Below are 26,731 nucleotides of genomic sequence, written 5' to 3'. Positions count from 1 at the left end.
CCAGCAGTTCGCTGTAGCCAATTTGAATCCCACTCTGGATCTACGTCATAGCACCGCAATATCTCAGCATAGATTCCGCTAATGAGTAGCGGAATGACGAGTTTTACGCTTATCAAATTGTAGGTAAATCCTATTTAATACGCTTTTTCTAGTACTCTGCTTTTCTTCTTAAATGCATTGATCTTTTTTCTACCGTATTTAGTCTTTAACGTACTTGGCCTTTTAAAGACCTTTTTGCTGTTACGTTTTTTAAATTGCACACTACAATCAAAATTTAGCTCTCCTTCTTTGTCTGCCAGTACAGGCAGTCTTCTCTTATCTTGAGGTGTAACAAAAGATAGCGCATACCCTTCAGCTCCAGCGCGTGCAGTTCTACCTATACGATGAATATAGTCAGCTTGCGATTGTGGTGCATCATAATTGATAACATGTTGAATGTGGGGAATATCAAGGCCGCGAGAAGCAACATCTGTTGCAACCATGATTTGATTACGGCCACGACGAAAAGAATTAATGACCCTTTCGCGCTTGTGCTGCCTTAAATCACCATGAATTGCTAAAGCGCTATAGTCATCTTTGTGCAATCTGTGAGCTAGCTGATCCGCTCCTCGCTTTGTTTTGACAAAGATAATGATTGATCCTTCGCGCTGACATAGTTGTGTAACAAGCTTTTCATATTTTTCTGATTCTGATGCATAAACAATTTCTTGCTTAATTTTTACAGAAGTTGTAACCTCACAATCAACAGAAATACGTTCTGGTCGATTAAGGTACTTCTCAGCAAGTTTTACTATATCTCCAGGAAGAGTTGCAGAAAACATAAGAGTTTGCCTTATTTTAGGCAAATGCTTCATAATTTCTTCAATCTGAACTCCAAAGCCCATATCAAACATACGATCCGTTTCATCAAGCACAAGAACGCTAACATTGCGAGTAATCAAAGTTTTACGCTCAATATGGTCTATAATACGACCAGGAGTACCTATTACAATTTGTGGTTTTTTCTGAAGCTGATTTAGCTGCCTAAAAATAGGCTCACCACCAATCAACAAAGCGACCCTTAGTGCAGAATTTTGAGATAAGAGTTTTCTTATCTCATTTGTTACCTGATGCGCAAGCTCTCTGGTTGGCACGATGACTAAAGCTGAACCAGTGTTAGGCTCATTCAGCAACTTAGCAACCAACGGAATAGCAAATGCTAAAGTTTTTCCAGTCCCCGTTTGAGCAGATCCGAGAATATCTTTACCTTGTAGCGCTAAGGGAATCGCTTGTATTTGAATCGGAGTTGGGACGAAAAGATTATTTTTATCTAGAGCTTGTCTAAGCGAAGCTGGGAGACCCATCTCATGAAAATTATTCACAATACGTTAATCCTGTTAAAAGACTTCATAATAGATTAATCTTCCAATCTTAAATTTATTGCAGATTTTTTATCTTCTCCGTTTCTACCGCGCTCCTCTTTAACCTCATAACTCACCCTTTCTCCTTTTATTCCCTTCTCTTTATTCTCTCCTTTAAGTGCCTCAGGTCTTATTCCCGAACGTTCCAATGTGCTAATATGTACAAAAACGTCACCCCCTTTACCTTCTGGCTTGATGAAACCATAGCCTTTTTCGGCATTAAACCATTTTACATTACCAAATTCCATTTAAACAACTCCTAAATTATTAACTAACATTACTAATGTGATGAAAAACTTTGAAATTACGATTGAGAATGCTTTAAGCTTAGCTATTGAAACTAAACCTTTATACTCCATAGTCTATTCTTAACATTACATGACAATAATACACAATTGTTGTACTTGATGCAAATAAATTTTTTAATCGTTAAGCGAACCTGCAACCGTCATTTCGCTAACTTTAATCGTTGGTGAATTAAATTGCCCACAAAAAGTTAGATCATCTGCAACGACTAAATTGCTAAACATATCCTTCAAATTGCTAGCAATGGTAATCTCATGTATTGGATACGTTATTTTTCCATTTTCTATAAAAAATCCGGAAGCGCCTTGGCTGTAATCGCCATTGATTAAATTGACACCAAAACCAAATAAATCAGTTACATATATTCCCTCTTTCACTTCCTGAATTAATTCTTCAAACGATACATCACCATTCTCAATGTAGAGGTTACTAGCTGCAGGAATAACTGCAGCATTACTTGCACGAGTTGCACTTCCGGTTGTTTCTGAGTCTAATTTTCTAGCCGAGTATAAGTCTAAAATCCAATTTTGTAATATTCCGTTTTTTACAAATATATTTTTCTTGCTAGTTATCCCTTCTCCATCAAATGGTCTCGATGCTATGCCTCTTGGCAACAATGGATCATCGATAATATTAATTCTATCGTTGAAAATCTGAGCGTTTAAACTACCCCTCAAGAAAGAACTGTTGCTTATAATACTGCTCCCATTTATAGCAGAAGCAAAACTTTTTACTAGCCCTTTTGCTGCTCTTTTTTCAAAAATAACTGGAAATTTACCAGTTTTCATTGTACGTGAATTCAATTGATCAACTGCTCTTTTTGCTGCTTCTTTTCCCATTAACTCTGGCAACTTTAAATCACTAAAATTACATGCTATATCATAATCGTAACCAACCTTCATTTCACTTTCTCTTCCAGCAACAACAGAGACCTGATTAGCAAAGGTTGATTTACTAAACGAGCCAATAAAACCAGAAACAGTCGATAATACTGTATTCACTAAAGCGTATGAAGAAGAGGCTCCTTCAGAATTAGTGATACTCTTATGTGCAAGGGCTGAATTTTCTGCAGCTTCAGCAATTTCTTTTAGGTTATCAACGGTTACAACATTATTATCTGAGATACTTAAATCTGCAGAAGAGATATAATTACTACCATTTACAGCAAAATTAATGCAAGGATCTTCTGGTGCATTCTTTGCCATTTCTACCACTTGGCTTACTGTATCACTCAGATTATTCAAATCGTTTGTAGAAATATACGCAGCTTTGTTTTTACCTGCTATAGCTCTGATTCCTACAGTGCAATTTTTAGATTGTGATATTTGCTCAATTTTTGATAGACGCTGAGAAACTGAAGTCTTATTAGTTTCATATATTGTAACTTCCGCATCTTGATTTTGCTTTTTTATTAGTTTAGTAATATCTGCTGCAATATTTAATATATTCATTTTCTATTCCTTAGATTTCTATAAAGATTCTGCACCACCTATAACTTCAATTAAATCAGTCGTAATCGCTGCTTGACGAGAACGATTATAAAGCAATGCTAATTTGTTCAGTATCTCTTTAGTGTTTCTGTTTGCTGATTCCATAGCAACCATTCTAGCACTATTCTCACTCGTTGCACTTTCAAGTAAAGCAGAGTAAAGAGCAATTACAACGTAATCTTGAACCAAAGATTTTAAAATAAATTCAATATTTTGTGGTTCATACTCATAGCCGTAATCTGTTATTGGACCAGCCAGAGAGTTATCAATCAAGGATGAGTCTTTACTCCATGGTTTTATTGTTTCCAACATTGGTTTTTGCGTGAAGGTATTATAGAATTTGCTATAAAAAACTTTAACTTTATCGTATTTACTTAGATCTATACCACCAACCAAAGCTTCTACGTGCTTTAACGTGATTCCCTTACTATTTTCAATTTTTAAGATACTTTTAGAGTCAAATCTATTTTTCCCTATATCAAAAGCTTTTTTACCAAGAAATACAATATCTACTTTTTTGCCATTTGTGATTAACTTATTTTGACTAAATTTGACAATAGAAGAGTTAAAGTTGCCGCACAAGCCACGATCAGACGCAACAATGAATACTAGGTAAGAACCGTTGTTACTGACATTTAGAATTTTTGCCAGTAATTCTTGATCAACTGATAGCATTAATGAAGAAATAATGCTATGCAGCTTAGATATATATAATTTTGAATTTGATAATTTCTTTTGGCTTTGTAATAACTTTGCTGCAGAAACCATTTGCATTATTTTCGTGGTTTTCTGTACAGACCTAATATTCTTAATTCTTAAGGATAATTCCTTTAAGCTCTTCATTTTGTATACAACCCTGATTTATTAAAATATATAACTGTTAGTGTCTAAAAGCAAGTTTTTTTGACATTAAAACCAAGTCTAGCTAAGAAACTTGCAGGTTTATTGTTTGGAGATAAGGATTATATTAAGAAAGTGCTCTAACTTCAGCAATATCAATGTGAAAGTAGCCTAATGGTAATTTCTACACTTTGTGGAATTTTATAATATATAATAAACACAATTAAAACTATTACAACTTGAACACTTATGATCCCATTGTTCTAGTTCCCTGTTACAATTTTTACATTTCCAGCCTGGATCAGGCAAAGCTTCTGAGCCCATCTTGTTTAGCCAATAAATTACCTTGTCGTGTTCTTGCAATGTAACCTTGAGTTGTATTACAATAAAGTAGATTGACATGTAATTAGCTTTTTTCATAGCAGTGTCTAAATATTGACTTGCAAGATCATATTTACCTGAACTCATTGAGGACAAAGCAAGTAAACAGTAACTAAAATAATAATCAGGGCGTAAGTTGTATAGTCTTTCAGCACCTTTACTATTTAAATTGATGTACATTTTAGCTGACTGAGGAGTAGGATTTACTGTATACTCTGCCTCTAGCACTGCAGAAGCTTTTCTGATTTTTCCAAGTTTAATATATAATTCTGCCTTTAAATAATTGATGGGCTGAAAAATTGCACTATAACGTTGTGCTCTAAATAAAGACTTTATAGCCTCCTTAAAATTTCCTTTACTTTCATATTGCTTTGCTAAAGCGCAATAAAACACTGCAAACATTTCTTTATGATCAAAGGGGAGAAAAATATTGGACTTAACTGCTTCCTTCAACCTCAAAATTGCATTAATCCAATCTTCTTTCAATATGCAATGCTCTATTTGAAAGGGAATAGATAGCATTTTATCGTTAATTGAACTAGAGCAATATTCTATAAATTTTTGAAAGACTACTTTTTCTTGTTTGAGGTGGACAATCAGCTTATTGGCTAGAAGTAGAGCTAAGTTACGATTTTTATTTGCAATATTTGTTAAACCGTTACTGAAAAAGCTGTAATTTCCCGTCTTACCTGAGTTAAAGAGCTTTATTAAAGACAACCTATCGCTCTCCTCACTCAGACTTTTAACTAGCTTTTGGGCATTCTCTATATTGTCTAAGTCTATGCTAAAGAAAGCTTCAAAGAGAAGCAATTCTTCCCTATCCCTTCTTCTATTTCTTATGTTGGCAAATGTTGATGAAATGGAGGAAAAAAAGCGTACAAGTGTAATTAATAAAAATAATAAAACTACACAAGTAAAAATAATGAAATATAGATCAATACTTATAGTGTAATTGCCTAATTCCAATTTTATTACTTCACCACTTACCTTGACCCATATACCAAATAAAAACGAAAAAGCGAAAATTATAAAATAAATCATGAGATATATTGTAATAAGTGATGATATATTGTTGAAATATTCTTAGAAGCTACAATAAAACCATTCAATTTATTCAGCCATGGCTTGAATTCTGAATGCGTTAAATTGCTTACTGTAACAGTTATATTTTGCCAATCATTATCATTTATTGACTCCTCAATTTCTGCGAATTTTACTCTTAATGGATCATTTCGGTCGTCTACCTTTATCCAGTTTGAAATGATCTTTTTAGACAATGTACTTTTGTTGTAATCGATAGTATCAATAGTTTTTTCAAAAGATAACTTCAATTCGTGTAAGGTATTTATCTCTTTCAAATTTTCTAATTCATCTACTGCATTTTCTATCTCTGGATCGTCAAGCTCTGATATCAAAGGCTTTATTGAATTTATATGGTTATAAAATTTTGCTTCTCGCAATAACGAATTCTTCATTTTAACCACAAGTAATAGCAATTTTGCAAGGTTCTTACATCTTGAGTTATTATCACCTTGCTCACATTGAGTATGCTGACTTCTCTTGAGGTCAAATATCTTTTTTTCTATTCTAGATTGATTAACTTCAAGCAACATTCTAAATTCATCCATGTTTTCCGTTAAAGCTTTCACATTGTTTTCACTCTCTTGCTGATTTATTTTTAAAAAGATTATGTTATTTATTGTGATGTAACCGGTAAATAACAATACAATTAAGAACCAACCTATGTACTTTTGCTGAGTATCATTCATAACGTAGTATCTCCGCAGGATCTTGTGCAGCTGCCTGCAACGCAGGAGCAATTGTCGCTAAAAATGATAAGAGTAACGCAAGTGCAGAAATATTTACTACGTCTTGGGGTACTAATATCACTGGCAAACTTGAAAAAAAGTATATCATAGGATCAAACAGCTTGACGTTAGTAATGTTTTCTAAAAACACTCTAATGCTTTCGATATTGAGAGAAAAAACGACACCTATAATACAGCCAAGACAAGTTCCCGTAAAACCGATTAATAGACCACAAGCGCAAAATATACGCATAATGCTTCCACTTGTTGCACCAAATGTACGCATAATTGCAATCGCGGATTTCTTTTCTTGCACTATCATCATTAAATTTGAGATAATATTAAACGCTGCTACAACTATAATCAAAGTGAGAATTAAAAACATCACATTTCTTTCAGTTTTTAAAGCACTAAAATAATGGCTTTGCTGTGATTGCCAACTTTCAGCTTCCATTCCTATTTCTTTTTCTATAGCATCTGCCAGCTTATCAGCTCTAGTAACGTCGTCTACAAGTACTTCTATATTTTTTATGCTATTTTTATAATTAAAAAAGGCTTGTGCTGATTTTAGAGGCATATATATCAAGGTATTATCATACTCAAACATACCCATATCAAATATTGCTATAACTTTATATTTTTTCATTCGCGGCATTTCACCAAGTAATGCATCAAATTCTTCAGATGATATAAACGTAATTTCGTCGCCATAGTCAACGTTCAAAGCTTCTGCTAAGCGTGCTCCTATTATTATTCCTTCATCAAATTTTTTTACATCACCTATAATTACATTATTTGTAACGGCAGTACTATCAAGCAAGTCTTTAGTTGATACACCTCGCACTACGCTACCTGCAATTTTACCGTTTGCTACAATAATAACTTGATCATTGGTCATAGGAGTAGCTTTTAATATACCAGGAATTCTCTCAATAGATTTTGAAACTGCGTAGTAATCTGAATTTATGTTCCTATCAAAATAAACATTAATATGGCCATCAATGCCAAGTATTGAGTCAAGCAACTTTGCTCTGAATCCGTTCATCACAGACATCACCACTATTAGTGTTGCAACTCCAAGGGCAATGCCGATAATAGAGAACAAAGTCATTATAGAGCAAAATCTGGCATTTTTCGCTCGCAAATAGCAAGCAGCCATAGTAATTTCAAAGGCAATGGACATTACAAAATATTTTGAGGTTAAACATTATATTTTTGAAACTTCGTATAATTGTAGACTTTTCTTTATTTGAAAACTAGAGATTTTTGCTTCCTTAAATTTAGCAGGCTTATAGAGTATCTTTAACATTAGAATTTCAAAATCTTCCATATACATCATCCAACCTCACTATATCATTATCAGATAAATGCTCTCCTATCTGAAATTCAACTATTTCAAGTGGAGAGCTTATGCTTCTATTTTCAATCCTATGGGAAACTTCCCTTGGGATTTCTATCATATGGTCTTTTGCTATAGCATATTCTTTGTCTTCTAAACTAACATACCCAACTCCTGATAGCACTATATGGTATTCATCTCTATAGTGATGGAATTGCTTAGAAGTGCAGCTTAATGGATTTATAAAAAGATATTTTATAAGAAAATTTTCGCTCATTAAAATTATACTACAAAATCCCCATGGTTTAACTTCTTTCCTTATCACCTTTACTTTCTTAACTTTATGAATAAATGAAATTAGACTTTTGTTTGGTTGCTTACAAGCTCCACCCAATAAATTTTTATTACTTTTTGTCGTTGAAACTGGTTCTTTTTCTCTAATCACATGCTGAAATGACACCGGTTCTTTACTAAACTTCTCACTCAATTCTAAAACTGAATTCCAAGTTCCAACATCCAACCAATCGAAATTAGCTTCTATCATTGCAACGTTTTTTGCTTTCTCCATCACCAAGTAATCAATGGATATGCCTTCAATTCCTGCAAAATCTCGTTGTTTTAAATACAGAAATCTCTCTTGCGGTGTGAAATATTTAAAACATAAATTGTAAAGATTCGGGGCAGATTTTTTAATCTCATCTATGTAGCGTTTTGCTTTAAACACAAATATTCCAGAGTTCCAATAATGATCGTTACTTAACTTACGCTCGGGCTTTTCTGTAAAATCTTTCACTATATGACATTTTTCTTTCTGATCATATACTGCATTTATATAGCCGTATTCAGAATTGAATTCATGAGGCTTAACCCCAAAAGTGACTATAGAGTTAGTTTCAGAGGCTAACTTAGACGCTTTTTGAGTAGAAGCATAAAAACTATTCAAATCACCTATAAAATGGTCTGAAGGCAGAATTAACATTGTCTCGTTTTCATTGCAGAGAAGTGCAGCAATTAATATTGCCGCTGCTGTTCCAATTTTCACTGGTTCGAAAATCACTTTATATTCTTGCAGTGCATGCAATTCCTCCATCACTAATGACTCGTACTGTATATTTGTAGCAATTATGGGCGGCATATAATCGCTTTTTAGCCTCAACAAAGTGTTGTGAAACATAGTGTTCTGACTAAATATTTTCTGAAATTGCTTTGGCTTAGATAAAGGCCAAAGTCTGCTACCACTACCACCACACAATATTACAGGGCGCATTTAGTTAAGATATTAATTAAATAATTAATATCTTATACTGAGGGCAAAATACATGCAAGTTTTTGTTGTGGAATAGTTAATAAAGAAAATAAATGTTGATTTAAAGTAATTGCTAATGAGAGTGATCATGTGTAGCGCCTTGCCCTTGCTGTGAATTTCTTCTATTTTGTAATTCCTCAACATGACCTTTTCTTTTATCACTTAATATTTCATTACCCTTATTTTGTTCTTCCTCAGGACTCTTTAGTATTTCATTACTCTTGCTAACTTCTTTATCATCCCCTTGTTTCTTTGGCCTTCTAGCGTTAAGCTCATCCCATGTGCCCACTAGTGAATCACGATTCCCATGATCCGGCTTTAGCCTTTCTTCACCTTTAATAACATTAAAGTCACTTTTTGCTTCTTCCAAACATCCTTTCAGTTGGTGTTTCCACATGGTGTAGTAAGCATCACCATATTTTTTCTCATTTGCTACAAACAATAAAATTGGAGCCTTAAGTATGGTAGCTCCCATATCCACTAAATTTTTTACTGCCGCTGCAGGAGTGAATAAAAGATAACCAAAAGACTTTGCAATTGGGTTTTGTTCGCTTATTAAATGCTCCCCTAACTTTATAGGAAGAGAAGTCAACAATTTAGTACAAACTTTAGCTAAACTTGTAGCAAAAACGATAGGAACAGATATAAGACTTTTATCTAGCTCTAGATTACCATTCTGATCTCTAATTTCTGAAAAATGGGTGCTTAGCTTCTTGTAATCACTAGTGTATAATAATTCTCCATTTCTTCCTTTTTCATCAACAACTTCCTGAACTTTACCTTCTTTATTTTTTACCTCTTTAGTTAGCACAGAAGAATTAGTTAATTCAAATGGATATTGAGGATCCTTAGTTTTTTCAGCTTCAAAAATTGGCACGTGTTTTTTCAAATCCATTCTCGAAAAGCCTAATGGCTCAAAATATGACTTATGCAACTCATTTATCGGAATTTGCTTACCCTGATTGTCTATATAATTGATAGTAAAATAAGATCTATCATTATCTTTATCTTTGGTAACTAAAGATAATCTGAAACTTGGTTGTTCTCCATTCTCATCTTTTTGACCATACAAAAGTTTATAGGTTGGATTTTTATCTTTATCTAGTATAGCATTTCCATGCATATCCCTGTTTTCTATGATTTTAGCAGACTGTACAATTTGATCATAATTTTTTGGATACTGGCATTTCCTTCCATCATACATCATTACCTTTCTAAGGTCTTCGACGTAAACTTGAGATTCAGGTGAAGTAAGCAGACCTTTTGCTTTAAGTGTAAGATCTATTGCTCCCTTTTTTAATGCTTCAAACATATTGTCAAACCAAAATCGCTATAATGCTATAGTTCAATAATAAAACTAGTACACTAATAATATATTAACACAGCACCGGTGATTTTACAAGAAAATACGCCTGTAGAAGATAAAGATTGTAAAAGCGAGGGTTATATAAGTAATGCTTGATAAGTACTTTATGCATGTAATTGTAAAAATCCTCAAAGGTACGCTGTGTATATAATCTTCGCATACTACCTGCATTCCAAGAACTGCGTGCCAAAAAATGCAAAACAACAATACAACAAAAAATAAAAGCTCTAGAGGGTGATTAATAAATTTTTCACTAAAAGACAAAGAGCTATCAGTATAAAATGTGCAAGAAAATGAATAGATAAACCAAGGAAACAGGAACAGTAAAATTACCGCAGAAACACGCTGAACCCACCAATGATGTACTGAATTTCCAGACTGACTCATATAAACATAAATAAAAAAGCCATAGTAGAAAGAAGTAGCGTTACTGTCAGCAGTATAGCACTCCTTGAAACGCCAGTAATTTCTAAATTAAGCCCAGCATCCCACAATAAATGACGAATACCATTAAGAAAATGATATACAAAACTTATAAAACATAAGACATAAGCTAATTTAGCAACAGGAGTGAATAATAATGCATTTAAGTACCTTACTATAAGTAACTCAGGAAAGTAAACATGTAATATGAAATACCAAGAAAGTATCATTAATAAAAGGAATAGCAAGATACCAGTCAATCTATGCATAATAGAGAAAAAACTAGTAACTTGTACTTTATATATTTGTAAATGTGGAGAAAGAGGTCTATCACTCATAAAATTCCGTTATCGGGAAATTAAAATAAAGTAGAAGTAAAGACAGCAGTATAGCACATAACAACACCATCATTAAAAATGGTAAGTTATGCGCAAAGCCTAAGGAGGTAATCCAGCTGCAGATTCCCCTACTGCTACCTTGTTACGACTTCACCCCAGTCACCGATCCCACTTTAAATAACTCCCTCCTTGCGGTTAGGTCGTTAGCTTCGAGTGAAACCAATTCCCATGGCGTGACGGGCAGTGTGTACAAGACCCGAGAACGTATTCACCGTGGCGTGCTGATCCACGATTACTAGCGATTCCAACTTCATGCACTCGAGTTGCAGAGTACAATCCGAACTGAGATGGCTTTTAAGGGATTAGCTTAGCCTCGCGACTTTGCAGCCCATTGTAGCCACCATTGTAGCACGTGTGTAGCCCACTCCATAAGGGCCATGATGACTTGACATCATCCCCACCTTCCTCCAGTTTATCACTGGCAGTTTCCTTAAAGTCCCCAGCATTACCTGATGGTAACTAAGGATGAGGGTTGCGCTCGTTGCGGGACTTAACCCAACATCTCACGACACGAGCTGACGACAGCCATGCAACACCTGTGTGAAACCCGGCCGAACCGACCCTATCCCTTCGAATAGGTATAATTTCCATGTCAAGGAGTGGTAAGGTTTTTCGCGTTGCATCGAATTAAACCACATGCTCCACCGCTTGTGCGGGTCCCCGTCAATTCCTTTGAGTTTTAATCTTGCGACCGTAGTCCCCAGGCGGAATGTTTAACGCGTTAGCTGTAATACAGAAAGTAAAACTTCCCATATTTAACATTCATCGTTTACAGCGTGGACTACCAGGGTATCTAATCCTGTTTGCTCCCCACGCCTTCGCGCCTCAGCGTCAGATTTGAACCAGATAGACGCCTTCGCCACTGGTGTTCCTCCTAATATTTACGAATTTCACCTCTACACTAGGAATTCCTCTATCCTCTTTCAATCTCTAGATTAGCAGTTTTAAAAGCAATTCCAAGGTTGAGCCTTGGGATTTCACTTTTAACTTACTAATCCGCCTACGCGCCCTTTACGCCCAATAATTCCGAATAACGCTAGCCCTCTCCGTATTACCGCGGCTGCTGGCACGGAGTTAGCCAGGACTTCTTCTGTGAGTACCGTCATTATCTTCCTCACTAAAAGAGCTTTACAACCCAAAGGCCTTCTTCACTCATGCGGCATGGCTGGATCAGGCTTTCGCCCATTGTCCAATATTCCCCACTGCTGCCTCCCGTAGGAGTCTGGACCGTATCTCAGTTCCAGTGTGGCTGATCATCCTCTCAGATCAGCTATAGATCATTGCCTTGGTAGGCTATTACTCCACCAACTAGCTAATCTAATATAGGCTCATCTAATAGCAATAAATTTTTCCCCCGTAGGGCGTATACGGTATTAGTTGCCGTTTCCAACAATTATTCCGTACTACTAGGTAGATTCCTATACATTACTCACCCGTCTGCCACTAAGTTATACCATAGCAAGCTACAATATAACTCCGTTCGACTTGCATGTGTTAGGCCTGCCGCCAGCGTTCATTCTGAGCCAGGATCAAACTCTCAAATTTAGACTTCAACCTATAAAAGGTTGAGGGTACATCGGATAAATCCGACAAAAAATAATTTAGCTTAATACTGCTGTCTTTATTTCTACTTTAGAAATATTTTAATCTCCAACTATTCAAACAACCTTAAGAATATTATTATGTGATATAATCACTATGTCAATATGTTTTTGCAAATCAAAAGCATTAATGTATAAATATATAACTATTTGGAATATTACCATGAAAAAATACATCTTTCTGCTTGCACTCGCGCCAATGTTAGTTGGCATCACATTATACTTATTGCGCAACATTGATAACACAAAACAATCTATAACTGCAGGTGACAAGTTTTACGAAGTATTATTCTTAAAAAAAGATAATAAGCCGCTGCTAGAAGAAATAGATTCAAATTGGGAGTATTTAGCAAATTTTGAACGCGCATTCAATCATATCTCAGATTCAATGCCAACAGACACAGCATCTATTTATAATGATTTGGCAGATGATAAAGATGCTCCTGGTGTTTTGCGTGAGTTAGCACAATATTTAGAAGTAATGAGCTTACTTCACTCCAACGGTGAAAAAATAAATAAAGATAAAATTGATAATTTAGAATCAAGTGCAGTGTATCCTTATTCAAGCCAAGAAGCTATCGCTGTAGTAAAGATACACAATAACGACGTTAAGGGTGCAACTGAAATATTGCATTCCCTATTAAATGATAGAAAATGCCCTATCCTAATCAAAGCTAATGCACAAGAATTACTCAGGATATATGGGAGTTAACTCATTGGACTTTTTGCATAGCTTTTGGCAGCGCATCGGATGAAACGAAAAAACTTACTTGACACCCTTCGCCAGCGCCCTTATCATGATAGTGAAGCTATTGTATTTGCTTTCGCCAATCTGCAGATTAAAAGGTAAGGATTACTTAATGTATCGGCGTCTTATGTTCAATTTTTTGCAGTATATAGATACTGTATGTCTTTACAAAACTTCATCTACATCTAGATTTTTATCTAAATAAGCTGAACGCGCTTATAAAGCGTTACAAGACATCAAAAAATGCCAATACTCGACAGAGATAGTAAAAGACTAGCTAACTCGGGGATTCTTTGTCTTTTTTTCTGCTTAGTAAACTTCTTAAACATTTGCAGCGTAAGTTAGTTGCAATTAAAAGCAGCTTAATCTTGCTTGTCAAGCGTTTAAAACATAAAAAACGCCAATATTTTAAAGCGGATAATAACCCCAGGGTTTCTTTTGCCTTTTTTTTTATTTGGTAAATTTTTTAAATATTTATGGCTAAAGATTGCACGAATGTTGCAATTACAAAAACGATTTCTACTAGGGTATCACGCACTGGGATGACACCATTCTTTTTCCTGGATCCAAGTAGTCAGGGCACTGGGATGACAGCTACCCTGACAATCGTCACCCCGCTGCTTGTTAGCGGATACCGCGGCGGTATGACGTAGAAGTTATACTTTTATGCTTACCAACTTAATAAAATTCCTGGATTCCAGTGTCAGCTACTTTCATGACACCAACAGTTGATATTGGTTTGTTGCTTTGCTAGCCAACTACTAGCTATGCCTCAAGTTTCCTATTCAAAATTTTCAATATCAAATCCAATTCATTTGGATTATCATACCGTATCATAACTTTACCCTTAGAATTGTTGTCATTAATTTTGATCTTTAAACCAAGTTGAGAAGATATAGCGCCTTCTATTACTGTCATATCTTGATTTCTAGTATATCTCTGCTCTTTTTGATTGTTGTTTTGATGTAGGTCCTTTATCAGTTTTTCAGTTTGTCTAACGCTTAAGCCCTGAGAAACTATTTTTTCTGCAATACTTTCCGCATTTTCAACATTAATCAACGCTCTTGCATGACCCATAGACAATTTTTTCTCATTGATCATTGTTTTCACCCTATCAGGGAGCAACAACATCCGAATCATATTGGTTATGTGGCTGCGGCTTTTGCCTATAGCTGAAGCTAATTCCTCATGTGTATAGAAAAACTCATCTATCAGTTTTCTGTAAGCTTCACCTTCCTCTATTGGATTAATATCTTGCCTTTGTATGTTTTCAATAATGGATACTTCCAAGCATTCCTTGTCGCTCAGATCTTTTATGATAACCGGTGCACTATCAAGATTTGCAATCTTGCTTGCTCGCCAACGACGTTCTCCAGCTATTATTTCATAACCATCATCATTTGAATCTTTGCGTACCACGATAGGCTGTATAATGCCACTTTTCTTTATCGAATTTGCAAGTTCTCTTAATGACTCCTCGTCAAAATGTTTCCTCGGTTGAAATTTGCTTGGGTGCAGTAATGAAATAGGCAAATGCTCTTGTCGATCTTCTTTATTATCATAATTATCGCCTATGAGACCGGCAAGACCTCTGCCGAGGCGTCTATCATCCTTCATACCACGCCCTCGCTTACTAGCTTCTTCTCCTTACAACTGCTCGCGTGCTTTTTTAAAATTTCCCTTGCCAAACTTATATACGCTTGTGCACCAGGACATTTAAGATCATACACAATAGCAGGTTTTCCATGAGAAGGTGCTTCTGATAACCGTACGTTACGTGGAATAACAGTCTCATACAATGGGATGATAGTTTTGTATACTTTATCATTTAAATACTGACAAATATCGTTTTTAATCTGCTCACTAAGTTTGTTGCGCCTGTCATACATTGTTAACACTATCCCTTCTATTGCCAAAAAAGGGTTTAGGTTATTTCTTTTTATCAGCTCTACAGTTTTAACTAAATGGCTTAATCCCTCCAAAGCAAAAAATTCACACTGAAGAGGGACAATAATAGAATTAGCAGCAGTCAAAGCATTTATGGTCAAAAGCCCAAGTGATGGAGGGCAATCGATGATTATATACTCATAATTATCGCGTATCTTCTCTAATGCGCTTTTTAGCACAAATTTTCCTCGCTCAAGTTGCGATAATTCAATTTCTGCAGCTGATAAATCAACTACTGACGAAATTAGTGATAAATTTGGAATTTCCTTTATATTGAAAATTGCCGATTCTATCAATTTATTTTCGCTGCTTAGTAGTATTTTGTATATATTTTTTTCTTCCCTACTACGATAAGAAATCCCGAGCCCGGTGCTAGCATTTCCTTGAGGATCAAGATCTACCAATAAAGTGCTTTTTCCCACAGCAGCAAAGGCTGTCGATAAATTTATACTAGTTGTGGTTTTGCCAACTCCACCCTTTTGATTTACTATTGCAATAATCTTGCTCACGCCTTTTATCTTATGTATAAAATAATTCTATTGTATATATGCAAGAAACTTTTGCATTAGAAAATTTTTTTGTTGTTAACCACACTAAAATTAGACTGTCTTTTTTGCTTTGTGTAACACACTTTGAACCTTGTTTCCTAATTCATTCAGAGTGAATGGTTTTGGCAAAAAGTGAAAATCTTCTATATTGATGTCATCACTCTTTAAAAAAGCATCTTCTGCATACCCAGAAATAAAAATAACGTTGATATTTGGCCTATGGATCAATGCTTCTTTAACTATTTCTGGGCCGCTCACCTCTGGCATGATTACATCAGTGATTATAAGATCTATATGTTGACTTTTTTTACTGATTATTTCTAGCGCCTCGCTGCCTATGCTTGCTTCTATTACATCAAATCCTTTTCTTTTGAGTGCTTTAGAGATGAATTCCCTTACTGAATCTTCATCTTCGATTAATAAAATTATACCATTACCTTTAATTTCACTTACTACCGGTCTTTCTGTTTCTTCACTATCTTCCTCTCTATCATTTTCATCTGATATGTAAACCATGGGCAAAAATATGCTAAATTTAGTTCCATGATTTACTTTGCTAGCAACATAGATGTATCCTTCAGTTTGTTTAATAATGCCATATACAGTAGAGAGGCCAAGACCTGTACCAGAGGTAATATCTTTGGTAGAAAAAAATGGATCAAAGATCTTTTCAGTTGTATCACTCGTCATTCCACATCCAGTATCAATTACTTCAATCACAACATAATTTCCATGTTCAATCGCTTCCTTGTCTGGAGAAAACATATCCTGAGGTGTAGAATTTAATGAGTCAATCTTTTGATTAAAGGTTCGTATAGTTAATTCTCCGCCCTTTTCCATAGCAGCACTAGCATTGACTGCTAAGTTAAGTATAACTTGCTCTAATTGCCCTTGATCAGCCCTAACAGCACCCAAGTCTCTACCATAATAAATATTAAATTTTATATTTTCACCTATTAATCTTTTTATCATTTCATAAAGATTAGCTATAGTATTATTTACATCAATAATTTTTGGCTGCAAGGTCTGTCTTCTTGAGAAAGCAAGCAATTGTCTTACTAAATTTGATCCACGCTTTGCATTTTGCTGTATCTGTATTATATCTCCAAAAGATGGATCACCAGCTGAATGCTGGAGTAAAAGCAAATCGCAAAATCCTATTATCCCAGTCAATATATTGTTGAAATCATGCGCAATACCACCTGCTAACTGCCCTATAGCTTGCATCTTTTGATAATGCTCAAGCTTTATCTCTAGGTTTTTGTGTTCAGTATTGTCAATAAAATAACAAAGTATGAAGATCATTTTATTATGAAGAAACTTATTGAAATATATTTTTATGTTATTACCGCCGTTGAGCTGTACATCAAAAGACGCATTATTTATTCTATTACTCGAAAAATATTCACGTATTTTCACATGATAACTATCCAATATCAACGTAAAGATTGAATTATTATCTGACCCTGCAAGCTTTATTAGTGCCGTATTTTTCTTTACAAAGTTGCCGTTTATGTCACATTGTGCAATAGCAATTGATGAATTTGCAAAACAAGGGTGTAATTGATAATCAACAATATTTGATTCGGTTGGTGTTATAAAGCCATATATATAGCTATGGTTGTATTTATCACAAAATATAGCAGTGCTCATATAAGCCTTGAATGGAATACCACTTATAGTAAAAAACAAAATTTCATTATCGGTTGTTGTATTGTTATATTTAGATTGAGATATAAAATCACTGATTGAGCTACCTTTTTCCAGTTTTTTTAGTTCAAATATGTCTAAAAATCTTTTATTTACAGATAAAATCACCCCTTTGGCATTTGCAATGTAAGTTCCTATGCTGTGTTTTTCTATTAACTCTTCATATATCTGCTCCTTGTTTATCTGTGTTGCTTTTAATACAAAATACCCATCTGGCCTTGCTATTGGCACTAATGATAAATTTAAAATCTTATTACTATTTATAGCAATTTGGGGATTATCTGGTATTGACTCAAAGAGCAAAAGAAAGTTAGATACTCTATTCTTCTTGTTTAAGGAAATGCATACCTGTACAGAAGAGTTATTTTTTAGTGCATGATAGAGTACTTTTTTGTCTGCTTCTGAAACATCTCCTATTTCAAGAATCTTGCCTAACGTAATGTCATCATCTATTATATGATCTTTAAACCTTTCGTAGAACCTTGCATCAGCATAAATAACACCCTCATCTTTATGTAAAATAAGGCAAAATTCTGTATTATGATTTAGTGCATTTGCAAATATTGCATTTTGAAATTCTATAGTGTTAAGTAGGTATCTGTAGCGTTTTACATTATACATCATAAAGAGAGTTGTTAGAATGCTAACTAATAAATTAATCTCTATATTAATATGCTGACTATATATATCAAAAAAGTAGAGTATCGATATTGCTACTGGAGGTAAGAGCATAATAACTGCCATCACAACAATTGACATTCCATAATTTCTTAGTATGAAGTCAACCCTGTTCTCTTTTTTGTTATCTATGTATCTTTTATTCATTATTGTTACTTGGCATTGTTGTACATACGAAAATGTTCTATTATATTGATTTAATTATTATAGATTTATTAACGTCTTTGATAGATAATTATCATCCAAATCTAATTAAGTTCCTTAAATATCAGATATAACAATGTTAATAAGCTAGCAAGAGGATATTATGGAAAAACAAAAAACACAAGCATTTAAATGGTTCTGTGCACTAAGAGATAAGATCATAGAATCTTTCTTATTAATTGAAAAACAATCATCCGCAGAGCCAAAGATCGAAAAGAGAAAGTGGGATCGCCCAGGTGGTGGAGGTGGTGAATCTACAATTATTTTTGGTAATGTTTTTGAAAAAGTTGGAGTAAACGTTTCAAAAGTACACGGAAAATTTGCAGATTCAGCCATCAATGAAATTCCTGGTGCAAGTGAAAGTAACGGAGAGTTCTGGGCAAGCGGTATATCTTTAGTGTCTCATATGCAATCGCCCCTTATCCCTGCAGCGCATATGAACACAAGGCTGATATATACTTCAAAACAATGGTTTGGTGGAGGAATGGATTTTACGCCAATATATAGAAATGAAGAAGATTGCAAGTATATTCATGAATCAATCAAAATGATATGTGATAGATTTGACACCGGATATTATCCAAAATTTAAAGAGCAATGTGACAATTATTTTTTCTTACAACACAGAAAAGAGCCACGTGGCATTGGTGGTATTTTCTATGATAATCTGAGTTCTGGTAATTGGGAAAATGATTTTGAGTTCACAAAAGCAGTAGGTGAAGCCTTTTTGGAAATTTATTTGCACATCATACGTAAACATATACAAAAATCTTGGACAAAAGAACAACGAGAAAATCAATTAATAAAACGTGGCAGATATGTAGAATTCAATCTGTTATACGATCGTGGCACAAGGTTTGGTTTAATGACTGACGGCAATCCAGATGCAATTATGATGTCAATGCCACCACTTGTTAAGTGGTTATAGAGAGCTGCTATTAGTAGAAAATAAATCATCATAGTTTAAAATTGTACCATGGTAGTGAGCTTTTATATAGGGGGTATAATCATGGGCATAATAGATAATTTTTTAATTAAATCTGTCAAAAACAATGACATAAAAGGTGTTAAACTGACTCTAATTCTCTATGATGCATTAAATAGTTTTAGAAAATTCTTTTCAAAGACTATGTCTCTCAAGAATACAGGATCATTTGATATAAATAATAATCAAGCTTTAAATCAGGCTTTAGGACATGCTACAGATCACAAAATAATGGAATTGCTGATTAATCGTGGAGCTGATATCCACTCAATAGATGAGAATGGAAAGAATGTTATAATTCGTGTTATTGAGAGTTTAGCAGAATCAAAAAATCTAAAATTGGATAGTGAGAAAAACTTACCAGCAGAGATAATTCTTCACCCCACAGTTTCCTTTTTACTAGGAAAAGGCGCAGAGTATTATTCTACAGATGATTTGAATATTGAAGCTATACAACAAAAACCTCCTAGAACTTTTGAGTATAAGTCAAAGAATACTAGCTATGATGCTTTGCCTTCAAAAGAGCCCATTTACGCTGAGGTGTATGATGCTAAGGTTAGTAACTCATTAGGGGAGAATGGTTATTTGAGTGTATCAGAAGAATCTATTTATGCTGAAATATATGATTCACATAAAAAATCCACTGAAAATTTATCATTGGAAGATAGTGGTTATTTGAGTATATCAGAAGAACCTATTTATTGCACTATAGATGATCTTTCAGAACAAAAAAAGCCTACTAGCCTAAAACAGAAAGAGCCAGAACAGTCGTCAGAACCTATTTATGCTAGGGTAGATTTGTCCAAGAAAAGAGCAGAAAGAAAAGCAAAAGACATAAAAGCTAATTCTGGAACTTGCCATGGGTTAGTGCAAGATAAAGTGAATGATTGGCAAGTGAAGCTAAATGAGCTAAGTGCTAATAAGTCGATAAGTCAGCAACAGACTAATGATCAAAAAATTAAGACCAAGGCTGGCTTTAGTGTAGAAGAAATAAGGCAGAAATATGAGCGTAGAGATTCTGGCTACGATTCTGGCTATGATTCCGATACAAAAGTTGAACAACAATTAGAATTAGCTCCTAAATCTGAGATAGGTTCAGTGAGTATTGAGCATGGAGTAATAGGAGGCTGTCGATATAAGATTACTGATATATCCCTCTAACTATGTGATTCAAAATAATTGAATTGACTTTATATATGTAATCGATATAACCTAGTTAGATTCAAGTTGACTCTTTCGTCTAGTGGTTAGGACACCACCCTTTCACGGTGGTAACACGGGTTCAAATCCCGTAAGAGTCACTCAAGTAGAATATAATTAAAGTTTTGAATGGGAAAAATTAGGCTCTATGTTGAAGAAGCTTTATCACAAGGCGTGAGTTTAGCACTTAATCCACAACAAAGTCACTATATTTGCAATGTAATGCGGCTTAAGAAGTATGATAATCTCTCTCTTTTTAATGGAAAAGATGGAGAATGGTTAGGAGAAGTAGTTAATATATCGCGTAAATTGACAGAAGTTACACCCAAAGAATGCACTAAACAACAGCAATATGAGGAAAATTTATACCTGTATTGTGCCATGGTAAAAAGTGCTGCTTTGAACAACATAGTAAGACAGGCAACTGAAATGGGAGTAATCTGCATTCAATTTATTTCAACGGAACGTACAGTGGTAAAAAATATTAACCTAAGTAGAGCAAAATTACAAGCAATCGAAGCAGCGGAACAATCAGGTAGGATAAGTATACCAGAGATTTTGCCTCCTATTAACTTTTGTGAGTTACCTGATTCCCAGAGTAAAAATTTTGTTTTGTGTGATGAAACAGGTAAAGCTGACAAAGTGCTGAAAGGCAAAAAAAATGTTGCTATTATTGTTGGCCCTGAAGGTGGTTTTTCATCTTATGAACTTGATCTTGCCGATAAGTTTTGTCAAAAATTGAGTCTAGGAAAAAGAATTTTAAGGGTCGATACTGCTGTAGTTGCTGCACTCACTTTCACCAATTGGTGTAGCTAGATTTTTAAATATGACTAAGGTTTGGGTCATAAAGAAATCTGGTTCAGTGTTGCGCGCACAAAAACCCTGTAGACTTTCTACGAAGCAGTCTGTTGTTAAAGAGGAGCTAATAAAAAACATATTCTAAGATAATATTAAATCTCATATTATATTTTTTCTAAAGTAAACAAATGAATCTTGCATTTTGCCTGAGTTATTGATACTCTGAGTAAAGAAGTCGGGGCGTAGCGCAGCCTGGTAGCGCATTTGGTTTGGGACCAAAGGGTCGGGAGTTCAAATCTCTCCGCCCCGATGTTAGTACGATTGTAAAAACGCTGCAATATAAGAGCAATCTCCATCAGTAAGCAAGTAGCTGACACTGGAATGACATCATTTACCATGTAAATTGTGGCATATTATATTTTAATGCTCAAGTTTATAAAATAATTGACAATGTTAATTTTCTAATTTATAAATAGATTTTGAAATGATTACCGAAGGAGGTATAGAGTTTGATAGAAGTATCAGTCCATTATGGTGATGTAGACAGAGCTCTTCCAGTATTGAAAAAAACAATTCAAAAGGAAGGAAGAGGGTTGAAAATGAAAAAACAATATCATGAAAAAAAATCAGAAAAAAGAGCTAAAAAGAAAGCTGAAGCTAAAAAAAAGAGGTACCAACAAGAGTGCAGAAGGCAGCGTTATGGTTGGTAGTTTGTACTCAAGTTAATAGTTTATCATTGGTTATTTTATGAATATTCACGAATATCAAGCGAAAGAAGTTTTACATAAATTTAATGTCTCAGTGCCAAAAGGTTTTGTTGCTACATCTGCGGAAGAAGTAAAGACTCAAGTAAGTCAATTAAAATCTGACGTGTTTGTAGTTAAAGCTCAAATTCATGCAGGTGGTAGGGGTAAAGCCGGTGGCGTAAAGCTAGCAAAGTCAGCTGAAGAAGCTCAACAGTTTGTAAAGGACATGATTGGTATGACTTTAGTTACTCATCAAACAGGGCCAAGCGGGCAGCAAGTAAGAAAAGTGTACGTTGAAGAAGGCTCAAGCATTAAGAAAGAGTATTATTTAAGCCTGGTAATCGACCCGAAGCTCAGTAGGCCAATATTCATATTTTCCTCAGAAGGTGGAATGGACATTGAAGAAGTGGCGAAAAATTCTCCCGCAAAAATTGTGAAATTTGATATTGATTCTGCTACAAGTTTTGATAGCAGCAAGTTAAGCAGCAGTTTTCATTTGAGTCCAGAACAAATAGAAAAAATAACAAATGTTGCAAAAAATATATATGATGCGTTTATTGCAACTGATGCGAGCCAAATTGAAATTAATCCACTGGTTGAAACAAGTTCTGGAGATTTTATTGCGCTCGATGCGAAAATTAATTTCGATGATAATGCTTTATATCGTCACCCAGAAATTATGGAACTTCGTGATTATGATGAAGAAGTGAAAGAAGAGATAGAGGCTTCAAAGTATGGGCTCAGTTACATCAAAATGGATGGCAGTATTGGTTGCATGGTAAATGGTGCAGGTCTTGCTATGGCAACAATGGATATAATAAAATACTACGGAGCAGAGCCTGCTAACTTTTTGGATGTTGGTGGTGGAGCGAGTAAAGAAACTGTAACTGAAGCATTTAAAATCATATTGTCTGATAGCAACGTAAAAGGAATTCTGGTTAACATATTTGGTGGTATAATGCGTTGCGATATTATCGCAAGTGGAATTGTTGCGGCTGCAAAAGAAATGAGCATTAAAGTTCCTCTAGTGGTTAGATTATCAGGTACTAATTTTGAAGAAGGAAAAAAAATCTTAGAAGAGTCAGGATTAAATATTATTGCTGCAGATGAACTGGGTGATGCTGCACAAAAGATAGTAAAAGAGGTAAAATAAAGCATGTCCGTTTTAGTAAACAAAGATACAAGATTAATATGCCAGGGTTTTACTGGTGCACAAGGCACATTTCATTCAGAGCAAGCAATTGATTACGGAACGAAAATGGTGGGAGGTGTAACTCCTGGAAAGGGTGGTAGCACTCACCTTAATTTACCGGTTTTTAATACTGTAGCAGAAGCCAAAGAAAAAACCGGTGCAAATGCTACAGTTATATATGTACCTGCTAAATTTGCTGCTGCTGCAATACTTGAAGCAATAGATGCAAAAATAGAATTGATAATTTGTATTACAGAGGGCATTCCTATACTTGATATGGTGAAAGTTAAGCGTGCGCTTATCGGCTCAAAAAGTCGATTGATTGGTCCCAACTGCCCGGGAATTATTACACCTGAAGAATGCAAAATAGGAATTATGCCTGGCCATATCCATAAGCGTGGACACATAGGAATTATGTCTCGCTCCGGAACTTTAACTTACGAGGCAGTAGCACAAACAACCGCTGTTGGTCTTGGTCAATCCACGTGTATCGGAATTGGGGGGGATCCAATTCATGGTATGACATTTGTCGACTGTATGGAGCTCTTTTTAAAAGATAACGATACTCATGGTATTGTAGTTATTGGTGAAATAGGTGGAAACGAAGAAGAAGATGTATCACATTTTGTGAAAGCAGAAAAAACTAAAAAGCCAATCGTTGGTTTTGTAGCAGGCCAAACGGCACCTCCAGGAAGACGTATGGGACACGCTGGAGCAATCATTTCTTCCAGCGGTGGAAGTGCTGGTGCAAAACTAGAAGTTATGCGGAGTGCCGGGATTGCAATTGCTGAAACCCCTGCAGTAATTGGTAAGAAGGTATTGGAAGTAATGCATCACTAGAATTAGGGTCACAAAAACCCTATATCACCGGTCATGAATACGTTATTTGCCCATTCGATTAATAACTTCCCTCCTGGTAAATTTACTGAAGTCTGTTGGACAGTCAGATATCCACGTAGTGTGGATGTAACAAGTGCTGCACAGGCTGCACTACCGCATGATGCAGTAATGCCTGTACCTCTTTCCCAAACTCTTAAAGCTATTTCTCCAGACTTTTCAACTTGTGCAATACTAATATTAATTTTCTGAGGAAATAATGCGTGATTTTCTAGCTTTGGTCCTAAACTTTGCAATGGTATTTCATTTACACTATCAACAAAAAAAACTATGTGAGGATTACCAATATTTACTGCAACAGGATCTTTTAGCATTTCAAGCTCTATAGGTAAGTGAAGAGTGTCACACTCAGTAGACAAGGGAATTTTATGCCATTTTAGCAAAGGTTTACCCATGTTAACCTTTATGGATTTATCACCCACTTTAAAACACTCTAAAATGCGTTTGTTTACCAGCTCAATAGTGATATACTCAGTACCTTTTTCTGACATTAGCAAATATCCAACGCAACGTGCTGCATTTCCGCACATTTCAGCTTTGCTACCATCAGCATTATAGATATGCATAAAGCAATCGGCTAAACTGGAGTTTGTTATCACTATGACTTGATCGCAACCGTTTTGGTTAGCAATTTTTTTATAGTTCCAATTTAAATCATTTGCTGAACATGAGTCTATGATAACGAAGTTGTTACCAGTTCCGTGCATTTTGATAAAATTTTCAGAATTTTGGCCACTCATCATAAAAAAATATTTCTTCTATTGGTCTTCTTTTCTTCTTACTTGTTTCAGCACCCTCTTCTTCGTAACCAACCGCTATCACTGACATTACGTTAAAGTCATTGGGTATATTGAACTCTTTCACTATTTTATCTCTATCAAATCCACCCATTTGATGGGCCATTAAGTTCATAACTGCAGCTTGTAACATAAGTCCATAATTTGCTGCACCAGTATCATGACTAGCCCAAAGATTTTCTCCTTTACCTTGTTTACGGAAGTTTTTAGCACTTAAAGATATGATTAACACTTGTGCATCTTTTGCCCATTTTTGATTAGATTCATCAAGGCAATTTAGCAGCTTTTCCCATGCGCTTTGATTGTTCTGTTTGTTGCATATTACGTATCTCCAGGGTTCATCACCAAAACATGAGGGAGTCAGCCTTACAGCTTCCATTAAAATATCCATGTCTTCCTGAGATATTGCTCTTGTAGGATCGTATGAACGTCCGCTGTGTCTTGCTTTCATCAACGATAATAGATCTTGTTTACTCATCATTTTTAATTTAATAGTGCATAAATAATTCATTGTAGCACAATATAAGCAAAATTTAAATTGCAAAACCTCTCATACACATATATTACATTTAATAAGTTATTTTTATTGGGAAGGTATGTTTATAACACAATCTAGCAGCAGATCAACACTGGCTGAAATATTGTCTTGCGTTTTACTTTTATTCTTGATGGCTCAAATAAGTATACCATTGCAGCCTGTGCCTATCACATTGCAAACTTTAGGAGTAATGCTTATTGGGCTTAAATTTAACCGCAGAACAGCATTCTATTCTGTGCTTACATATCTATCACTTGGTGCAGCAGGATTGCCTGTTCTTGCAAATTTTTCTGGTGGTTATCACGCTCTCCTTGGACCAACAGGTGGATATTTAATTGGCTGTTTAGCTGCTGTTATGGTAATGAGCAAAGTAAATGAATTACTGAACTCTAAGTATAAATCATTTGTATGTAATTCTTTAAGTTGTCTGGCTGGTACAGTTGTAATCTTTATTTGTGGTGTTAGTTGGCTTGCTGTTTACTTGGGTCTGGAACAAGCAATAATGGTGGGTGTTTTACCATTTATCCTTCCTGGTTTGGTAAAAATTTTTCTACTTGTAGCGGCTTTGCAATATTTGAAAAAATGATAAAGTTTCGCCCTCATCATTTCATGTGCACCCTCGCGTTTCGGGGATATGGGTATTCTCAGGGTTTTGTAGAAAATTATAGGAAGATAGCAAGTGAAGTGGTTAGTACTCAAATCGAAGTAGTTGGTAACCTTGATAGTATCTGTAGTGCTTGTCCAAATCAGACTAAACAAGGTAAATGCACCACACAAGCTAAAGTTTTAGAGCTAGATAGAAGGCATATGGAAATTTTAGGAGTAAAAATTGGCGAGACTTTAACTTGGAATGAGGCAGTAAAAAAGATTAGAGAGAAAATGTCTTTAGAGAAATTCGAGTACGCATGTGAGGGGTGCAATTGGCAGCCATATGGAATATGTAAAAATGCCCTTTTAAATCTACAAAGGTAGTTGACAAAATGTTAAGATAAATCGAAGCATTTTTGTGGAAATAAAGCGAAATATGGAAGACAAAAGATAAATGCATTCTGAAAGGCTACACAGCATGTTCGTCCCGCTAATTA

The 26,731-nt window shown here is 35.0% G+C and carries 25 protein-coding genes, 2 tRNA genes and 1 rRNA gene; 11 read left to right on the top strand and 17 right to left on the bottom strand.

Translation table 11 applies throughout. The annotated features are described in order from the left end of the window. Nucleotides 1-134: 134 nt before the first annotated feature. The 12 genes from EA652_RS06090 to EA652_RS06035 all read right to left on the bottom strand — a co-directional run bounded on the left by EA652_RS06090 (nucleotide 135) and on the right by EA652_RS06035 (nucleotide 12,602). The gene (locus tag EA652_RS06090) at nucleotides 135-1,361 is read right to left on the bottom strand and encodes a DEAD/DEAH box helicase (protein WP_039963884.1); all 1,227 of its coding nucleotides are present in this window, start codon (nucleotides 1,359-1,361) and stop codon (nucleotides 135-137) included. A gap of 35 nt (nucleotides 1,362-1,396) precedes the next feature. Continuing rightward, nucleotides 1,397-1,648 carry a cold-shock protein gene (locus EA652_RS06085; protein WP_006279919.1) on the bottom strand — a complete coding sequence of 84 codons (252 nt, stop codon included), beginning with the start codon at nucleotides 1,646-1,648 and terminating at the stop codon, nucleotides 1,397-1,399. 174 nt (nucleotides 1,649-1,822) lie between these two features. After that, the gene (locus EA652_RS06080; RefSeq protein ID WP_010081974.1) at nucleotides 1,823-3,157 is read right to left on the bottom strand and encodes a TldD/PmbA family protein; all 1,335 of its coding nucleotides are present in this window, start codon (nucleotides 3,155-3,157) and stop codon (nucleotides 1,823-1,825) included. A gap of 18 nt (nucleotides 3,158-3,175) precedes the next feature. Then, nucleotides 3,176-4,039 carry an ATP synthase F1 subunit gamma gene (gene atpG / locus EA652_RS06075; protein ID WP_007548693.1) on the bottom strand — a complete coding sequence of 288 codons (864 nt, stop codon included), beginning with the start codon at nucleotides 4,037-4,039 and terminating at the stop codon, nucleotides 3,176-3,178. Between the two features lie 198 nt (nucleotides 4,040-4,237). After that, nucleotides 4,238-5,458, bottom strand: a complete 1,221-nt coding sequence (locus EA652_RS06070; RefSeq protein ID WP_007548692.1) for a hypothetical protein — start codon at nucleotides 5,456-5,458, stop codon at nucleotides 4,238-4,240. Continuing rightward, the gene (locus EA652_RS06065; protein WP_012673388.1) at nucleotides 5,455-6,186 is read right to left on the bottom strand and encodes a hypothetical protein; all 732 of its coding nucleotides are present in this window, start codon (nucleotides 6,184-6,186) and stop codon (nucleotides 5,455-5,457) included. The genes EA652_RS06070 and EA652_RS06065 overlap by 4 nt, the downstream gene beginning before the upstream one ends. Further along, the gene (locus EA652_RS06060; protein ID WP_012673387.1) at nucleotides 6,179-7,408 is read right to left on the bottom strand and encodes a lipoprotein-releasing ABC transporter permease subunit; all 1,230 of its coding nucleotides are present in this window, start codon (nucleotides 7,406-7,408) and stop codon (nucleotides 6,179-6,181) included. The genes EA652_RS06065 and EA652_RS06060 overlap by 8 nt, the downstream gene beginning before the upstream one ends. Nucleotides 7,409-7,541: 133 nt before the next feature. Next, entirely contained in the window at nucleotides 7,542-8,831 is a 1,290-nt protein-coding gene (locus tag EA652_RS06055) for a sugar phosphate nucleotidyltransferase (RefSeq protein ID WP_006280310.1), read from the bottom strand. Between the two features lie 112 nt (nucleotides 8,832-8,943). After that, the gene (locus EA652_RS06050) at nucleotides 8,944-10,182 is read right to left on the bottom strand and encodes a hypothetical protein (RefSeq protein ID WP_012673386.1); all 1,239 of its coding nucleotides are present in this window, start codon (nucleotides 10,180-10,182) and stop codon (nucleotides 8,944-8,946) included. An 84-nt stretch (nucleotides 10,183-10,266) separates the two neighbouring features. Then, complete coding sequence (gene sdhD / locus EA652_RS06045) at nucleotides 10,267-10,623, bottom strand: succinate dehydrogenase, hydrophobic membrane anchor protein (RefSeq protein ID WP_007548461.1); 357 nt, start codon at nucleotides 10,621-10,623, stop codon at nucleotides 10,267-10,269. Next, nucleotides 10,620-10,997, bottom strand: coding sequence for a succinate dehydrogenase, cytochrome b556 subunit (gene sdhC, locus EA652_RS06040; protein ID WP_007548462.1), 378 nt, complete (start codon nucleotides 10,995-10,997; stop codon nucleotides 10,620-10,622). Before sdhC ends, sdhD begins: the two co-directional genes overlap by 4 nt. A gap of 100 nt (nucleotides 10,998-11,097) precedes the next feature. Then, nucleotides 11,098-12,602 (bottom strand): 16S ribosomal RNA (locus tag EA652_RS06035). A 153-nt stretch (nucleotides 12,603-12,755) separates the two neighbouring features. On the opposite strand from EA652_RS06035, the gene EA652_RS06030 reads away from it, so the two are divergent. After that, nucleotides 12,756-13,370 carry a hypothetical protein gene (locus tag EA652_RS06030; protein ID WP_007548463.1) on the top strand — a complete coding sequence of 205 codons (615 nt, stop codon included), beginning with the start codon at nucleotides 12,756-12,758 and terminating at the stop codon, nucleotides 13,368-13,370. Between the two features lie 801 nt (nucleotides 13,371-14,171). Here the strand turns inward: EA652_RS06030 and EA652_RS06025 are convergent. The 3 genes from EA652_RS06025 to EA652_RS06015 form a co-directional block, all read right to left on the bottom strand. Continuing rightward, complete coding sequence (locus tag EA652_RS06025) at nucleotides 14,172-15,023, bottom strand: ParB/RepB/Spo0J family partition protein (protein ID WP_006279814.1); 852 nt, start codon at nucleotides 15,021-15,023, stop codon at nucleotides 14,172-14,174. Further along, nucleotides 15,020-15,862, bottom strand: a complete 843-nt coding sequence (locus EA652_RS06020) for a ParA family protein (protein WP_006280226.1) — start codon at nucleotides 15,860-15,862, stop codon at nucleotides 15,020-15,022. The genes EA652_RS06025 and EA652_RS06020 overlap by 4 nt, the downstream gene beginning before the upstream one ends. A gap of 90 nt (nucleotides 15,863-15,952) precedes the next feature. Beyond that, a complete protein-coding gene (locus EA652_RS06015) occupies nucleotides 15,953-18,436 on the bottom strand; it encodes a response regulator (RefSeq protein WP_121692672.1) in 2,484 nt (827 codons plus the stop codon). Between the two features lie 160 nt (nucleotides 18,437-18,596). Between EA652_RS06015 and hemF the strand changes: the two genes are divergently transcribed. From hemF to sucD, 8 genes are all read left to right on the top strand, one after another. Next, nucleotides 18,597-19,421 (top strand): oxygen-dependent coproporphyrinogen oxidase, encoded by an 825-nt coding sequence (hemF, locus tag EA652_RS06010; protein WP_007548470.1) that lies wholly within the window; start codon nucleotides 18,597-18,599, stop codon nucleotides 19,419-19,421. Nucleotides 19,422-19,502: 81 nt separating this feature from the next. Then, complete coding sequence (locus tag EA652_RS06005; protein ID WP_006280457.1) at nucleotides 19,503-20,639, top strand: hypothetical protein; 1,137 nt, start codon at nucleotides 19,503-19,505, stop codon at nucleotides 20,637-20,639. A gap of 68 nt (nucleotides 20,640-20,707) precedes the next feature. Beyond that, a tRNA-Glu gene (locus tag EA652_RS06000) sits at nucleotides 20,708-20,779 on the top strand. Between the two features lie 28 nt (nucleotides 20,780-20,807). Continuing rightward, nucleotides 20,808-21,494: a 16S rRNA (uracil(1498)-N(3))-methyltransferase gene (locus tag EA652_RS05995; RefSeq protein ID WP_006279818.1), complete on the top strand. Its 687-nt coding sequence runs from the start codon at nucleotides 20,808-20,810 to the stop codon at nucleotides 21,492-21,494. Nucleotides 21,495-21,712: 218 nt separating this feature from the next. Next, nucleotides 21,713-21,786 (top strand) — tRNA-Pro (locus EA652_RS05990). Nucleotides 21,787-21,985: 199 nt separating this feature from the next. Then, on the top strand, nucleotides 21,986-22,186 hold the full coding sequence (gene rpsU, locus EA652_RS05985; RefSeq protein WP_006279819.1) for a 30S ribosomal protein S21: 201 nt from the start codon (nucleotides 21,986-21,988) through the stop codon (nucleotides 22,184-22,186). A 37-nt stretch (nucleotides 22,187-22,223) separates the two neighbouring features. Then, complete coding sequence (gene sucC, locus EA652_RS05980; protein ID WP_007548473.1) at nucleotides 22,224-23,375, top strand: ADP-forming succinate--CoA ligase subunit beta; 1,152 nt, start codon at nucleotides 22,224-22,226, stop codon at nucleotides 23,373-23,375. A gap of 3 nt (nucleotides 23,376-23,378) precedes the next feature. Further along, nucleotides 23,379-24,254, top strand: a complete 876-nt coding sequence (gene sucD, locus EA652_RS05975) for a succinate--CoA ligase subunit alpha (protein ID WP_007548474.1) — start codon at nucleotides 23,379-23,381, stop codon at nucleotides 24,252-24,254. An 8-nt stretch (nucleotides 24,255-24,262) separates the two neighbouring features. On the opposite strand, the gene dapF is transcribed toward sucD, so the two are convergent. Next, nucleotides 24,263-25,051, bottom strand: coding sequence for a diaminopimelate epimerase (gene dapF / locus EA652_RS05970; RefSeq protein ID WP_012673383.1), 789 nt, complete (start codon nucleotides 25,049-25,051; stop codon nucleotides 24,263-24,265). After that, a complete protein-coding gene (locus EA652_RS05965) occupies nucleotides 25,032-25,619 on the bottom strand; it encodes a nitroreductase family protein (protein WP_007548476.1) in 588 nt (195 codons plus the stop codon). The genes dapF and EA652_RS05965 overlap by 20 nt, the downstream gene beginning before the upstream one ends. 85 nt (nucleotides 25,620-25,704) lie before the next feature. On the opposite strand from EA652_RS05965, the gene EA652_RS05960 reads away from it, so the two are divergent. Beyond that, a complete protein-coding gene (locus EA652_RS05960; RefSeq protein WP_007548477.1) occupies nucleotides 25,705-26,232 on the top strand; it encodes a biotin transporter BioY in 528 nt (175 codons plus the stop codon). Further along, entirely contained in the window at nucleotides 26,229-26,618 is a 390-nt protein-coding gene (locus EA652_RS05955) for a DUF1284 domain-containing protein (protein ID WP_007548478.1), read from the top strand. The genes EA652_RS05960 and EA652_RS05955 overlap by 4 nt, the downstream gene beginning before the upstream one ends. Nucleotides 26,619-26,731 lie beyond the last annotated feature (113 nt).

Origin of the sequence: Wolbachia endosymbiont of Drosophila ananassae (assembly GCF_008033215.1) — a bacterium.
In the GTDB taxonomy this organism is placed as follows: domain Bacteria; phylum Pseudomonadota; class Alphaproteobacteria; order Rickettsiales; family Anaplasmataceae; genus Wolbachia; species Wolbachia pipientis.
This window is presented reverse-complemented; position numbering and strand designations above follow the sequence as displayed.